This window comes from Niallia sp. FSL W8-0635 (genome assembly GCF_038007965.1).
Classification (GTDB): domain Bacteria; phylum Bacillota; class Bacilli; order Bacillales; family Cytobacillaceae; genus Niallia.
Map to the genome: position 1 here is coordinate 1,019,859 of NZ_JBBOYD010000001.1, position 15,053 is coordinate 1,034,911.

14 protein-coding genes and 1 tRNA gene are annotated in these 15,053 nt (G+C 35.1%); 13 read left to right on the forward strand and 2 right to left on the reverse strand.

The annotated features are described in order from the left end of the window. Positions 1–28 precede the first annotated feature (28 nt). Positions 29–679: a class II aldolase/adducin family protein gene (locus tag NYE52_RS04890; RefSeq protein WP_341192028.1), complete on the forward strand. Its 651-nt coding sequence runs from the start codon at positions 29–31 to the stop codon at positions 677–679. Positions 680–843: 164 nt separating this feature from the next. Here NYE52_RS04890 and NYE52_RS04895 read toward each other — a convergent pair whose 3' ends face one another. Continuing rightward, positions 844–1,632 carry a formate/nitrite transporter family protein gene (locus NYE52_RS04895; protein ID WP_341192029.1) on the reverse strand — a complete coding sequence of 263 codons (789 nt, stop codon included), beginning with the start codon at positions 1,630–1,632 and terminating at the stop codon, positions 844–846. A gap of 400 nt (positions 1,633–2,032) precedes the next feature. On the opposite strand from NYE52_RS04895, the gene NYE52_RS04900 reads away from it, so the two are divergent. Beyond that, on the forward strand, positions 2,033–3,520 hold the full coding sequence (locus NYE52_RS04900; RefSeq protein ID WP_341192030.1) for an MFS transporter: 1,488 nt from the start codon (positions 2,033–2,035) through the stop codon (positions 3,518–3,520). A 455-nt stretch (positions 3,521–3,975) separates the two neighbouring features. Further along, positions 3,976–4,049: transfer RNA gene (locus NYE52_RS04905), tRNA-Gly, on the forward strand. A gap of 124 nt (positions 4,050–4,173) precedes the next feature. On the opposite strand, the gene NYE52_RS04910 is transcribed toward NYE52_RS04905, so the two are convergent. Next, positions 4,174–4,839: a B3/B4 domain-containing protein gene (locus NYE52_RS04910; RefSeq protein WP_341192031.1), complete on the reverse strand. Its 666-nt coding sequence runs from the start codon at positions 4,837–4,839 to the stop codon at positions 4,174–4,176. Positions 4,840–4,932: 93 nt separating this feature from the next. On the opposite strand from NYE52_RS04910, the gene queG reads away from it, so the two are divergent. The 10 genes from queG (at position 4,933) to NYE52_RS04960 (ending at position 14,810) form a co-directional block, all read left to right on the forward strand. Continuing rightward, entirely contained in the window at positions 4,933–6,066 is a 1,134-nt protein-coding gene (gene queG, locus NYE52_RS04915; protein ID WP_341192032.1) for a tRNA epoxyqueuosine(34) reductase QueG, read from the forward strand. A 199-nt stretch (positions 6,067–6,265) separates the two neighbouring features. Then, positions 6,266–7,141: an amidase domain-containing protein gene (locus NYE52_RS04920; RefSeq protein ID WP_341192033.1), complete on the forward strand. Its 876-nt coding sequence runs from the start codon at positions 6,266–6,268 to the stop codon at positions 7,139–7,141. An 80-nt stretch (positions 7,142–7,221) separates the two neighbouring features. Beyond that, entirely contained in the window at positions 7,222–7,698 is a 477-nt protein-coding gene (gene trmL, locus NYE52_RS04925) for a tRNA (uridine(34)/cytosine(34)/5-carboxymethylaminomethyluridine(34)-2'-O)-methyltransferase TrmL (protein WP_341192034.1), read from the forward strand. Between the two features lie 489 nt (positions 7,699–8,187). Next, positions 8,188–8,943, forward strand: a complete 756-nt coding sequence (nfsA, locus tag NYE52_RS04930) for an oxygen-insensitive NADPH nitroreductase (RefSeq protein WP_341192035.1) — start codon at positions 8,188–8,190, stop codon at positions 8,941–8,943. Between the two features lie 263 nt (positions 8,944–9,206). After that, positions 9,207–11,102 carry a PrkA family serine protein kinase gene (locus NYE52_RS04935; RefSeq protein WP_341192036.1) on the forward strand — a complete coding sequence of 632 codons (1,896 nt, stop codon included), beginning with the start codon at positions 9,207–9,209 and terminating at the stop codon, positions 11,100–11,102. A 275-nt stretch (positions 11,103–11,377) separates the two neighbouring features. Then, positions 11,378–12,553 (forward strand): sporulation protein YhbH, encoded by a 1,176-nt coding sequence (gene yhbH, locus NYE52_RS04940; RefSeq protein WP_341192037.1) that lies wholly within the window; start codon positions 11,378–11,380, stop codon positions 12,551–12,553. Positions 12,554–12,765: 212 nt separating this feature from the next. Continuing rightward, a complete protein-coding gene (locus NYE52_RS04945) occupies positions 12,766–13,254 on the forward strand; it encodes a CBO0543 family protein (protein ID WP_341192038.1) in 489 nt (162 codons plus the stop codon). A gap of 225 nt (positions 13,255–13,479) precedes the next feature. Beyond that, positions 13,480–13,653: a hypothetical protein gene (locus NYE52_RS04950; RefSeq protein WP_341192039.1), complete on the forward strand. Its 174-nt coding sequence runs from the start codon at positions 13,480–13,482 to the stop codon at positions 13,651–13,653. A gap of 43 nt (positions 13,654–13,696) precedes the next feature. Next, positions 13,697–14,089, forward strand: coding sequence for a DUF454 family protein (locus tag NYE52_RS04955; RefSeq protein ID WP_341192040.1), 393 nt, complete (start codon positions 13,697–13,699; stop codon positions 14,087–14,089). Positions 14,090–14,294: 205 nt separating this feature from the next. Continuing rightward, positions 14,295–14,810 (forward strand): hypothetical protein, encoded by a 516-nt coding sequence (locus NYE52_RS04960; RefSeq protein ID WP_341192041.1) that lies wholly within the window; start codon positions 14,295–14,297, stop codon positions 14,808–14,810. The last annotated feature ends 243 nt before the right edge of the window (positions 14,811–15,053 follow it).

A 15,053-nucleotide genomic window follows, 5' to 3' on the forward strand; every position in this document is an offset into this window, starting at 1 on the left:
ACTAGATAGATTACAAAGGAGTGAAGACATGAATCGTTTAGAACTTATTAAAGAATTACAACAAACAGGATCCTTTATGATGAATAATCAGTTAGCTTGGGGCACAGCTGGTAATATTAGTGCGCGTTTAGATAACAATGATTTTTATGTATCAGCTAGTGGAACTTACTTAGGCGAATTAGAGTATGATGACTTCTCCTTATGTTCAACCGATGGATTAGTAGAAGGGAAGAAGCCATCTAAGGAATTTAAGATGCACCAAGGTATCTATGAACAACGTCCTGAAATCAATGCAGTCTTACATGCATCACCATTTTACTCTACATTAATTGCATGTTCAGATATTGATTTACCGAATAATTATTTCGTAGAGGCCATGTATTACTTAGAAAAGGTTGTGCGGATTCCATATAAACATCCTGGAAGTGTAGATCTTGCAGAAGTAGTTACAGAACATGCAAAAGAAGGAAATGTCATGTTGCTGGAAAACCATGGCGTTATCGTTTATGATGTGAGCCTAAAAGAAGCACGTATGGCCCTTCAAACGTTAGAATATACAGCTAAAATGCATATAACTGCTTTGAAAAATGGGGTGAATATGCAAGGACTTAGTAATGAGACTGTACATGATTTTATTCATCATTCTGGGTATAAGCCGTTGAGAAACTGGGGGAAGTAAAATTTGTATGAATTGCTCCCTTTATAGGTGAATTAAAAGGGACTGGGACAAAAACCTTCTCTGAGTCAAAAAAGCCTTGAAATTTTACGATGAGTAAAATTTCAAGGCTTTATTTCATCTTTTTTCATTTATAGAGACCTCCCAGCCTCTTTTGGGTACTTTTCTTATTTTTCTTCTTCATCCATAAATGGTTTGTTTACATAATAATACATTACGCCCATGAATCCGACACCGCCAATTAAATTTCCCAGTGTGACAGGAATTAAGTTGCGAATAATTGCTGGAATCGTAATTGCTGGATTTTGATCCAGTACATAAGAAATAGAGAATGTTGCCATATTGGCAATGCTATGCTCATATCCTGAAATAAAGAAACAGAAAACGAATAAAATCATGACTGTAATTTTTGCAATATCTTCTTTTAAAGCCATTGGGATAAAGAAAGCTAAACAGACAAGCCAGTTACATAAAATGCCCCGAAAGAAAAGCTCACTTATCGGTGCTTCCAATTTCGCCTCTGCTGCATGGAGCAAGAAGTCATTTACACTAGGAGACTTAAATAACCCGGTTAACAAGATAAATATGGCAAAGAAAATAGCTCCTATAATATTTCCAGCATAGCTTGTTCCCCAAACTTTAAAAACATCAGACCATTTGATTTTTTTTCTTAATGCTGCGTAAGTATAGTAAAAAGTGTTCCCTGTGAATAAATCTCCGCCACCATAGGCAATAAGAATAATTGCTGCCCCGAATACTAAAGCTGCCATTGGATAGGCAAGAGGTGAATCTACTGCATAAAAGAAATTCCCGGTTTTAAATGCAACAATTACACCAAAGCCGATAAACATACTTGCGACAACAGCCCGCATAAAAAAGCGAAACTTACTTCGCTGATAAATTTTTAATTTTTTTAAGGCTAATTTTTCTACTTCAAAAAGAGATGCGCCTTCCATATTAACCCTCCTGAACAAGGTTTTCTTATTTTTCACTGTAGTTATGTTTCTTACCCTATTATTATCATGCTGATCCCTTAACTGGTCAATGAAATTATGTGAAAAAAATCACAATAATAATATTTATTCGAAATTTGTTCACAATTCAAACGTAATTCTGTCTATTTATTTAGTATTCCCAAAAGTAATACTTTGAAATATACAAATAATATGCAAGATTTTTCTGAAAATACAGTTAATAGAAAGTGAAAGAGGAGGAGAAAAGTTAATAAGAACGTATAATATCAACATGGAATAATTTGTCGAAGAATTCATGTTATATTTTCTCACAAATGTATAGACTTTATATTTATTCAATCATAAAATAGAAGATGGAAACTAACAAGGGAGTGAAGAGCTCATGACTTCAGCATATCGCATTTCGATGCTTGTAAACGATCAGCCGGGAGTTCTGGCTCGTATATCCAGCTTATTTGGAACGCATCATGTAAATATTGAAGATATAAAAACAAAAAAATATAAACGAGAAGCAACAACAAGAATACAAATCTCTAGTTCAGCTGAGGAGAAGCAAGTACATAATCTCATCGCTGGATTACAGGGATTAATGGATGTAGTAGAAGTGGATGCAGATGCCATCCATAAATCAGCTTTTCAACAAAGGCTGCTTCAAAGTACAGATACTATTCAAGTATTAAGGGAGCAAAAAACGTTAAGCAAAAAAGTATCTTACTGGTTAGTTGCTTGCAGTTTGTTTTTAACTTTATTCGGAACAAATATACCAGCATCTCTTTATTCGCTTTATCGTCAGGAATGGGGACTTACATCAGGGATGATAACCCTTGTGTTTGCTATCTATGCCTTTACAGTTATTCCAGCAATTGTTATTGCAGGACAGCTATCTGACCAGATTGGAAGAAAGAAAGTGTTAATTCCAGGAATATTATTTTCGCTAGTAGGAACATTCTGTTTCACTATTGCAAATGGTCTTGGAATGCTTCTTATCGGCCGACTATTCCAAGGGTTGTCTGTAGGTATTTTAAATGGAGTGGCAGTGGCTGCTTTAACTGAGCTTGATGAGAAAAGAAACACGAAAAAAACTGCGTTAATATGTGCCCTTGCTGTTACGCTTGGTAATGCATTTGGGCCAATTCTCTCCGGATTACTAGGTGATTTTGCTCCAATCCCATTAAGATTATCTTATTATGTGCATTTATTATTTATTATTCCTTGCTTTATCCTACTGTTTTTCTTAAATGAAAATATTAGACCTGGTTTAAAGCCTGTTCAACTAAAGAAACCATTTGTTCCCAAAGAAATTATGAAGCCTTTCTTATTAGCTTCCTTTACTTCTTTTGTAGCCTGGTCGATTATTAGTATGTTTATGTCTTTAATCCCATCTAATCTGTCTAGTTTTACAACAGTAGCGAGTTTAACGATATCAGGAATTGTCGTAGCACTTGGATTAATTGCTGCAGCATTTAATCAAATTTTATTAAAACAACTATCATTAAAGAAAATGATTACGATTGGTTATATCTTCCTTGCAGTTGGTCTGGTTTTACTAGTCATTACGATTAATACGCAATCACTCACTTTATTGCTAATTTCTGCTGTACTTATTGGTGGTGGGAATGGTCCAGCATATGCAGGAAGTTTAGCACTAGTAAATGAAGTGGCTCCAAGTAAAACAAAAGGAAATATTGTCTCTACCTTCTTTGTGATTACGTATCTTGGTGTGAGCCTTCCAGTTATTGGGCTTGGCTATTTATCACAGGCATTTGGAGTTGCTGGGGCTGTCACTACTTATGTACTTATTATGGGAGCACTCCTATTGCTTATCTCAAGTTTTGCTTGGAAAGAAAGAGAAACTATTTTTGCAAAATAAATTGTTTATTAAGAAGAAGATCAGTATACCTTATAAATGAGGAGCTGGTCTTTTTTTATTGGTATCAAAAAGGTGGGAATCGTAAATTAAATGTAAAGAAACAAAAAAAGAAAAGAAATTAATAATAAATATTAGACTGTTGAATACAATGATGATGTAGTTATTTAAAAGAAGTCTTTGGGAAGGGAATCTGCTTAGAAATTTCCATAGTTACTAAATTGGAAGGCCCCATAGACAGAGACGATCTAGGAGGCTAAAGTGAAGAGTTATAAAAAGAAAGTAGATTCCCTGAACCAATGAAAAGTGGTTGGAGTGAGTAATAGAATCGGGAAAATAAAAGTTTTAAAAGAAAAATAAAAAAATGTCGAAAAGAGGTTGATTTTTTTACACTATGATTATATAATAAAAAACGTGTTAAAAATAAGTAAAAAAACAGTAAAGAAAATTTAATAAATGCGGGTGTAGTTTAATGGTAAAACCTCAGCCTTCCAAGCTGATGTCGTGGGTTCGATTCCCATCACCCGCTCCATACATACGCTCACAACGCAGTGTTTCGTTTCATTAAGAACGAAGCATTGCGTTTTTTATATTTTACGCAAAAAAACAGCAATGTTAGGAGAGTATGATCCTTTTTCAAGGCTCTCCTGACATTTTTATTCCACAATGGAAAAAGTAGCTTCTCCTCCATGCACTTGGACAAACATGTTAAGCAAGGATTCTATCATTTGTTCTGCTTTTTCATTAGCAATGGATGGCGGAAGATAGATGATTTGTATAGCATTTTTCGTGGATGCTTGGACAGGTGCTCTGTCAGAATCAACAAAAGGGCTGCCAAATGGACCAATATCATCTTCCGATACAATTAAATTTTCAATAGAATTCATTCTTCCATTCAAACCAGCGTATTGTTCGCCCTCTTTTCCGATACGGATGTTTATATTACCTTGAAGATTGGCACAATCATAAATACCGATAGGAATACTATATTGTAGGGAAAAGAAGTTATTAATATCAATACTACTGTTGATTGGCTCTAAGTAATTTTGTTTTTTGATTCGTCTAAGAAGACTTTCCGCTGAATGACGATAGCGATTGGGATCTTTGCCTGTTTTTTTGAAGATTTCTCTCCATTCCTTTACAGAAGGAATATCGGTCACATTGCTATCTTCCAAATCAAAAAAAATAGACTCTTGAAAAAGTCGCATTCGGCCTTTAATCATTTGGGGCGTGTCCATTACTTCCATGCCTTGATAGTGAATGAAGCCAATTTTAAAATTAGGGATTAATTGTTTAATCTGTTCTGATATAAAAATATCCAATATATACACCTCCACTATAGTTGTTGTCTATGTTATTCTATATTTTAGCGTAATCTATATGAAAAACCAATGAAAAGGAAGGAGGGAGCCCTCTTGGATTACCGTGAACTAAAGAAAGATATCATCGAATATAGTAAAACAATCGGGATCGATAAAATAGGTTTTACAAGTGCAAGTACCTTTGAAGAAATGAAAGTGCGTTTAATAAGACAGCAGGAATTAAACTATCAATCTGGTTTTGAAGAAAAGGATATAGAGAAGCGGGTAGACCCCTCCCTTCTATTACATCAACCAAAGTCCATTATTTCTATTGCCCTTGCTTATCCTTCTAAAATGAAAGAAAGGGTAGTCAGCAAAAAGGGAGAGCGTAGAGGTATTTTTTGTCGTGCTTCTTGGGGAACGGACTATCATATAGTTTTAAAAGATCGTTTGCAGAAGCTAGAGGAATATATTAAGGAAAGAATGCCAGATGCATTATGCAAATCAATGGTAGATACCGGTGAATTGGTGGACCGAGCAGTTGCACAGCGAGCTGGAATAGGCTGGTCAGGGAAAAATTGTGCGATCATTACGCCAGAATTTGGTTCCTATGTTTATTTAGGTGAGATGATTACCAATCTACCATTAGAACCGGATAAGCCAATGGAAGATCAATGTGGCTCATGTAATAAATGTATTGATGTGTGCCCAACAGGTGCCCTTATTCAAGGTGGACAGTTAAATGCCCAAAGATGTATCGCTTTTCAAACACAGACTAAGGGATTTCTGGCAGAAGAATTTAGAGAAAAGCTCGGTAACCGAATTTATGGCTGTGATACATGCCAAACCGTCTGTCCGAAAAATAAAGGAATTGATTTTCACAATCATCCAGAAATGGAGCCAGATCCAGAAATTGCAAAACCATTGCTTCAGCCCCTACTTTTTATCAGCAATAAGGAATTTAAAGAAAAGTATGGTCATATTTCTGGTTCTTGGCGTGGAAAAAAACCAATTCAGCGGAATGCAATCATTGCCCTTGCTCATTTTAAAGAAGAAGGAGCAGTCGGTGATTTAATTACTGTGATGAAGAAAGACCCAAGACCAGTTATAAGAGGAACAGCAGCTTGGGCATTAGGGAAAATTGGTGGCGATGAGTCAAAGACAGCCCTCCAAACAGCAATACAACAAGAAGGCGACGAAGAGGTTTTACAAGAAATGGAAGATGCTTTACAGCGATTAGCTCATTAATTATATGATTGTGGTGGATGAACGCCAAAATTTCATGGAGTAAGAGGAAAAATGTTTTCCATCCAATAAAAAAAAACAATATACTCTCTAATTAAACATATATGTAATACCAGCCCAAAAGAAGGATATCGATCGCCTTCTTTTTTTTGTACAGTTCTGCTCCCTTTAAACATAGTTATTAAAGAAGGGAGTAGATGGCATGAAACAACAATTAAAGGAGCTTATTGAAAAAAGGATTCAGCAATGTGTTGCAAAAGAAAGAACAACGACTGAAGATGACAAGTTTGCGCGAAAAAGAAGTTGTTTCCATAGAAGAAATGCGGAAATAGTTCATGTGAAGGCAAAAGGAAAGGTTGAAGATATTCAGAAGAAGGCGGATGAGACGGAGGAATTGGTTTATACGGTTCATCTTCAATATTTCATTAAGCAAGGAGAATTATTTTTTGTAGAAGAAGAAGTGGAAAATAGAAAGAGTATATTCTATAAAGGGGTCTTAATTGAGGATGAAGAAATGGTTCCTATTTATCCAGAATACCGAGAAAATCCTTTGTCTGAAGAATTTGGGAAAACGGCAGAAGGATGGAGTCGCTATACGTATGATCGTCTTAAAGCTGTTCAATATGCGGAAAAATGGTGGAATAGCTATAATCCAAAATACCATCAATTCGAAGTAGATTGCACCAACTATATTTCCCAATGTGTCCATGAAGGCGGAGCGCCGATGCGAGGTTATCCTAATCGTAATAAGGGCTGGTGGATGCAAAGTAATAATTGGAGCTATAGTTGGTCCGTGGCAAATGCCTTTCCAAGATATTTAGAAACATCTACAACTGGTTTACGTGCCAAACAAGTAAATAGTGCAATGGAGCTAAAGCTTGGGGATGTCATTTGCTATGATTTTGAAGGTGATGGGAAATATAATCATACTACGATTGTTACAGGGAAGGATGCGAATGGAGAACCGTTAGTAAATGCCCATACGTATAATAGTCGAATGCGTTACTGGAAATATGAAGATTCAACTGCGTATACGCCAAATATTAAATATAAATTTTTTACGATTATTGATGGCTGAGAAGCAGGAAATATCCCTTTCGCATTTCCCTTAGAGTAAGTGTATAATGGAACGGAAAGTACTAGTTAGAGGTGACAAACTTGGCCATACATATCGTCCTATACCAACCACAAATTCCTTCCAATACAGGCAATATTGCAAGAACATGTGCAGGAACAGACACCGTTCTTCATTTAATCCGTCCGTTTGGATTCTCCCAAGAGGATAAAGCGTTAAAAAGAGCAGGTCTAGATTACTGGGGATTTGTAGAAATCCATTATTATGACTCTTTAGATGAATTTTATGAAAAAAATGAAGGTGGAGCATTTTACTATATTACGAAGTCAGGAGAAACACCTTATGCCTCCTTCGATTACAGTGATAGGAGCAAGGAGCATTACTTTGTATTTGGAAGTGAGACAACAGGTCTACCTCCAGAAATTATCGAGAATAATGTTGATAGAACAGTACGAATTCCAATGACAGATAATATTCGTGCTTTTAATCTTTCGAATACAGCGGCCATCCTTATTTATGAGGCATTAAGGCAACAAAATTTTGGGCATTTAAAAAAATAATACTGAAACAATAACAGAGTGTAAATCGTAATAGATTTATACTCTTTTTTTAGAAACTAAAGGGAAGTGAATGAGAAATGGTATTTATCCTATCAAAAGATTTTATATTTTTATTAAGCTTTTTACTTCTTCTTTTTGGGTCGGAAGGATACTTAAGAAAAAAGCTAGGACTTCCAAATAAAAAAGAAAAAAGGTCCATCCACTACAAAAATGGCTGGATATACTAGTGGTACCTAGTGCCATCGTTTTATTGTTTATTTTAGATGGACCAATAGTAAGTATGTGCATATTGATCTGTCACAGCTTTATTCAATCCTTTGTGAAGTGGAGATATAATAAGAAGTCAAAAGAATTTATTATTTACTTTGCAACTGGGCTTATTCTTTTTGTCCTGACGGTTATTGGTATATTATTAGGCTATAGTCATTATCAGTAATAGTTCAGCTGTTGAATGGAACAATAAGAATAACTTTTAAGGAGAGATTATCCATGAATCAAACAATCGAAACAATACTTAATCATCGTTCTGTTAGAAAATTTACCGATAAGGAGTTAACACAAGAACAAATTCGTCTCCTTGTGGAGGCTGCTCAAAGTGCTTCTACTTCTAGCTTTGTTCAAGCCTATAGTATTATTGGTGTGAAAGATAAGACGAAAAAGAAAAAATTAGCGGAACTAGCGGGAAATCAGCAGTATGTGGAAAACAATGGTCATTTATTTATTTTCTGTGCTGATTTATATCGCCATACAGTTGCTGCAGACATGGAAGGGAAAAAAGAGGCAGCACTGGATTCGATTGAAAGTACGGAAAAATTCATGGTTAGCCTTATCGATGTAGCATTAGCATCGCAAAATATGGCAATTGCTGCAGAATCATTAGGACTAGGCATTTGTTACATAGGCGGGATCCGCAATAATTTAGTTGAAGTGAGTCAATTATTAAAAACACCAGATCATGTTTTACCTGTATTTGCTCTAGTCGTGGGGTATCCAGACCAACAAACAGAGAAAAAACCACGAGCTCCTTTTCAACATATTTATCACGAAGATGAATATGAGCAAGATGTGGAACAATATAAACAAGAGCTTCAGGAATATAATAACGAAATCTCTGCTTATTATCAGGAGAGAACGAATGGGAATAGAACAGATACATGGACAGCACAAATGGCTGCTAATTTTGAGCAAAAATCTCGTATGTATATGAAAGAATTTGTTCACGAAAAGAAATTTGATTTGAAATAAGGGAATTCCCACTAAAAAACAGTATCTAATTCAACTAGATACTGTTTTTTTATGCAAATAAATAAAACGAACTTAGAAAAAAGAAAATATTTCCTATTTAATAATAATTGTTATTCTATAGCGGTTCTCCGTGCTAAAGATGGAGATTTCCTCCCTAATTGTTTAGCTTCTCTAAAAAACTATTCTTTCTTTTAAGCATGTTCGTATAGCCTGGTGCATAGATTATATTAATCGTCTCTGATAATGTGACAGGGGAGGTCCATATGAATATATTAAAGAAAATCGAGATGTATAGACAAGAAGAAGAGTTGTTGAAGTGGGAAGGAACTTTTGGAGAGTACTTAGAAATTCTGAAGGAAAAGCCATGGGTAGGTCAATCCGCGCATTCTAGGGTATATAACATGATTAAAGATGCTGGCATTGATGAAGTAAATGGGAAAAAGCAATACAAATTTTTCTCGGATCAGCTCTTCGGTTTAGAAGAGCCATTAGAAAAGCTAGTAGAAGAATATTTCCATCCAGCTGCCAAACGTCTAGATGTAAGAAAGCGTATTTTATTACTTATGGGTCCAGTCAGTGGTGGTAAATCAACTTTAGTTACCATGCTGAAAAGAGGATTAGAAGCATATACCTACACAGATCGTGGAGCTGTATATGCAATCAAAGGTTGCCCAATGCATGAGGATCCGCTTCATATGGTTCCACATAGTCTAAGAAAAGATTTCTTTGATGAATATGGAATTCGCATCGAAGGCAACTTATCGCCACTTAATATGATGAGACTGCAAGAAGAATATAATGGAAGAATTGAAGATGTGATAGTAGAAAGGGTATTTTTCTCAGAAGATAAACGAACTGGAATTGGAACCTTTAGTCCATCTGATCCAAAGTCACAGGATATTGCAGATTTAACAGGAAGCATTGATTTCTCTACGATTGCTGAATATGGATCCGAATCTGATCCACGGGCCTATCGTTTTGATGGAGAGTTAAATAAAGCGAACCGAGGCATGATGGAGTTCCAAGAGATGTTAAAATGTGATGAGAAATTCTTATGGCATTTATTATCATTAACACAAGAAGGAAACTTCAAGGCAGGAAGATTTGCCCTTATTTCTGCAGATGAGTTAATTGTCGCTCATACGAATGAAACGGAGTATCGCTCCTTTATATCTAATAAAAAGAATGAAGCATTGCATTCTCGTATCATTGTAATGCCAGTTCCTTATAACTTAAAAGCGTCTGAAGAGGAAAGAATCTATGAAAAAATGATTCGAGAAAGTGATGTTTCAAACGTGCATATTGCTCCACACACGTTGAAAATTGCCGCTATTTTTACAATTTTAACTAGATTGAAAGAGCCGAAAAAAGGTGACATTGATTTAGTGAAGAAAATGCGCTTGTATGATGGGGAAAGTGTGGAAGGCTTCAGTTCTGCTGATTTAAAGGAACTGCAAAACGAATATGGTGATGAAGGAATGAGTGGAATCGATCCACGTTATGTCATTAACCGCATTTCTTCTACGATTATTCGCAAGGATGTAACAAGCATTAACGCGCTTGATGTGCTTTTATCTATAAAAGAAGGATTGGATCAGCATTCTTCTATTACCAATGAGTTGAAAGAAAAGTACTTAAACTGCATTTCCTTAGCGCGTAAAGAATACGATGAAATTGCTAAGAAAGAAGTACAAAAGGCATTTGTTTATTCGTATGAAGAGTCTGCTAAAACGTTAATGGATAATTACTTAGATAACGTAGAAGCGTACTGCAATAAAAACAAGCTGCGTGACCCATTAACTGGTGATGCGATTAATCCAGACGAAAAATTAATGCGTTCCATTGAAGAGCAAATTGGCATTTCTGAAAATGCGAAGAAATCATTCCGTGAAGAAATTCTAATTCGTATTTCCGCTTATGCAAGAAAAGGAAAAAGATTTGATTATAACTCTCATGATCGTTTGCGTGAAGCTATCCAGAAGAAATTATTTGCCGATCTGAAAGATGTCGTAAAAATCACAACTTCAACGAAAACTCCAGATGAGCAGCAATTGAAGAAAGTCAATGAAGTGGTTGCACGTTTAATTGATGAACATGGCTATAATTCCACTTCTGCCAACGAGTTATTACGTTATGTAGGCAGCTTATTGAATCGTTAAATAAATCGGTCGAAGGAGGAACAGGCTAAATGGCGTCTGTTCCTCTTTTGCCTAATAGGAAAGTTTGGGGAGAATAATGTGCCATGAATAGGAACACATGAAACGACCCTTTTTCTAAAAAAAGTAAAATTATCGAAATTATTAGTAAATTATTTCGTCCATTTGCATATGATAGAGTAATCACTTTATTTAGATATAGTGATACCCAAATTAGTGTATGCGAAAATCACTTTATACGTGCAAAAAAAGGATAAAAAATTTTTAGGAGGGGTAAGATGACCGAAAAACCGAATAAACATCAGTTTGTAATATCCCAAGAAAATTGGTCCCTCCATCGCAAAGGCCATGATGATCAGCAACGTCATCAAGAAAAAGTGCAGGAGGCCATTAAAAATAACCTACCTGATTTAATTACAGAAGAAAACATCGTCATGTCAAATGGTAGAGAAGTTGTGAAAATTCCCATTCGTTCCTTAGACGAATACAAAATTCGATATAATTATGATAAAAACAAACATGTAGGGCAAGGAACTGGAGACAGTCAGGTTGGCGATGTGGTCGCACGCGATGGTTCTGGAAATCAAAAGGGCCCAGGAAAAGGGCAAGGAGCAGGAGATCAGGCAGGAGAAGATTACTTTGAGGCAGAAGTATCGTTAATGGAATTAGAAGAGGCATTATTCAAGCAATTAGAATTGCCGAATTTAAAACGAAAAGAGCAGGATCAAATCGTCGTTGAGAATATTGAATTTAATGATATTAGAAAAGTTGGGTTAATGGGTAATATCGATAAGAAAAAAACAATGATATCTGCATTTAAGCGCAATGCAATGACAGGAGTACCAGGCTTTCACCCCATCTATCCAGAGGATTTAAAGTTTAAAACCTGGAATGAAGTGCAGAAGCCGGAATCAAAAGCAGTTGTACTTGCGATGATGGATACGAGCGGTTCGATGGGTTTATGGGAAAAGTATATGGCAAGAAGCTTTTTCTTCTGGATGACAAGATTTCTGCGTACGAAATATGAAACGGTAGAAATTGAATTTATTGCCCATCATACAGAAGCAAAGGTCGTTTCGGAAGAAGATTTCTTTTCTAAAGGAGAAAGTGGAGGCACAATTTGTTCCTCCGTATATAGAAAAGCATTGGAACTGATTGACGATAAATACGATCCTGGCCGATTCAACATATACCCATTCCATTTCTCAGATGGAGACAATTTAACGTCAGATAATGCTAGATGTGTAAAATTAGTAGAAGAGCTGATGAAAGTATCCAATATGTTTGGCTATGGGGAAGTTAACCAATATAACCGACACAGTACGCTAATGTCCGCCTACAAAAATATTCAAGATGAGAAATTCCGCTACTACTTACTGAGACAAAAAGCAGATGTATTTAATGCGATGACTAGTTTCTTCCGGAAAGAGGAAGAAGGACAGATGTATGCATAAAGGGTGAATGCACAACTCATCATGTGGGTTGTGTTTTTTTGTACGTAAGAATGAATTACTATAATAATATTAATAAACAACATAATTTGTATTTACTATTGATTCATACTCATTAATTACTAATACAAAGTCGGGAATTTGAATTTGGAAAGTGTCTCAGGATGGAATAAACCGCTTTATGATGTGCATATTAATGCAGAGGTGGTCCATTCATGGAGAAAAATAAAATGGAAAAGCGATTTTTAAAAGGATTACTTATTGTGAATTTATTAATTCTGCTACCGATTTTATATAGAAAACCCCCAATTAGAGATTGGATTATTGTTTTTGTGTATAATGCTATTACAAATGGTTTGGTTGATATGATTTTAACATCACATAAAGTAATTAGATATCCAGTTCGTTTCCTACCCAAGAAGTTTAAAATACATATATTATTTGATTTTTTAATTTATCCTACATTTACTGTTTTCTACAACCAATTAACGAAGAGAGATAAACCTTTTGCTGTTTTATATAAATTGATTTTATTTACGATTCCATTTTATTTTATTGAATTATGGGCAGAAAGAAAAACAAAACTAATTGAATGGAAAAAAGGTTGGAAATGGTACTATTCTTTTTTAAGCATTATTTTTAAATCGCTTATAACAAGATTAGTTATCGAAGTACTAAGGAAAATGAATTTTTTAACAAAATGACATGTGTGCTCCCTAGATAGTTTATGAACCCACTAACAAGGGGAAAATAGTTGATACATACTAAATCTTTCTACCCTAATTTAAAAGAATACATAGTTATTTCATTCTTTTTATTGTAAAATAGCGAAGTAGAATAGAGAATTAACGTATTGATTTAATTAGTGAGTGTTCATACATAATGTGCGTGGTTAGGATGTATTTTATTATCCTAAGAAAGGAAAGCAAATGACGAAAATCGTAAATATCATTCTTTTACTTAATGTTATTGGAATAGTTCTATATGCAGCAGGAATCCTTAATACGGATATTTTTAGAATGGAATTTTTATCCTCTGGTGTTATTATGCTTCTGTTTGGTTTAAGAGATGTTGTTAGAGGTACGAAAAGAAAAAGACGATAGAGGAAATGGACTCTTCTTAAAAAGGGTAGGAAGGGAGCAAAAGATGAAGCCTATATATCGATGGATTTATATTTTTTTAGGGACAGTCTTTTTAGTATTGGGGATTATTGGCGTGTTTTTACCTTTGTTGCCAACTACACCTTTTTTATTATTAACTTCCTTTTTTTATACAAGAGGTTCTGATCGTATTAATAAATGGTTTCGTTCGACAACTTTCTATCAGGAGTATGTCAAAGGATTTCGCAAAGGCGAGCTAACGAAAAAGCAAAAGATAAAAATAATTATCACCTGCTATATTTGCTTAGCCATTAGTGCTATCCTTGTTGATCATCCTTTTACTAGAATTATCTTGGGCTGTATTGCGATTGCTCAAGCGATATCGATGTTTATCATAAAGACTAAAAAAGAAAGCCCGGAAATAATCATAAAAAAATAAGCGTAACCCAGTGGATAGACCTTTTTAGGTAGATCCTTTTTTATGCTTTTAAAGGTGAAAGGTAAAAGATAAAATAAATCACTTCCCTTTATATGTTATTAGTTGAAAAAACTTCCTGTTTAGTAGTAAACTAGAAATCTAATAGTTTCCTAGAAAAGCCTCATGATATTCCCCGATAATACTACATTTCCTGTTGGAGGTAAAGATGAATAAAATTTCACAAGCAGAAGCCGTTAAATTAAAGAGTATCCTGTCCAAAAGAATTCATGAACTAGAAGAAGAAATGGAAAGAGTTGCTTTTGTACAAATAGAAGCCGGAAAATCAATTCCGAAGCAAAAGCGAACGATTGTTGATGTGGAGCAGGAAATAGAAGAGGTGCGTGCAGACTATCGATTGCTTGATAAGCTAATGTATCATGCTAATATTGAAAATGAAATAAGTTTTGAAAATACAAATATAACTATTGTAGAAGCGATTGAACTAGCAACACAGCTTCGGGCTAAAGCGAGAAAATATAAAGAGTTTGCTGCAGCAGAAAAGGAAGAATACGTTTATTCCTATGGGGAAACAGTCCAGCTAATGAAGGTAGCGACCTTTGAACCAGAGGATTATCGTTTAAAAAGCCTTGAATCTGAAAGAAAAGCTAACCGTTTATCGAACTTGATTAACGGCAAAAACTATCAAATCGAGCTAGAATTTGATGGGGAAAAATATTTTTAATTATCATGCCTTGAATAGGTGAGACTCCTATTCAAGGATAGAAGGATCCGTCAACTTGTGTACAAAGGTACGTATAAATGGTACTGGCTAAACCAATGACCACTAACCCATTACTCGATTACCCGTTACCCTTGACCAATTATTGCAATGGCGGTCGCAGACCATTATAGTCCCCAAAATCCTTCTATGAAGAAGCCAGTCAAAGAATAGATTCTTATTCCTTGACTGGCTTTATTTAAGTAC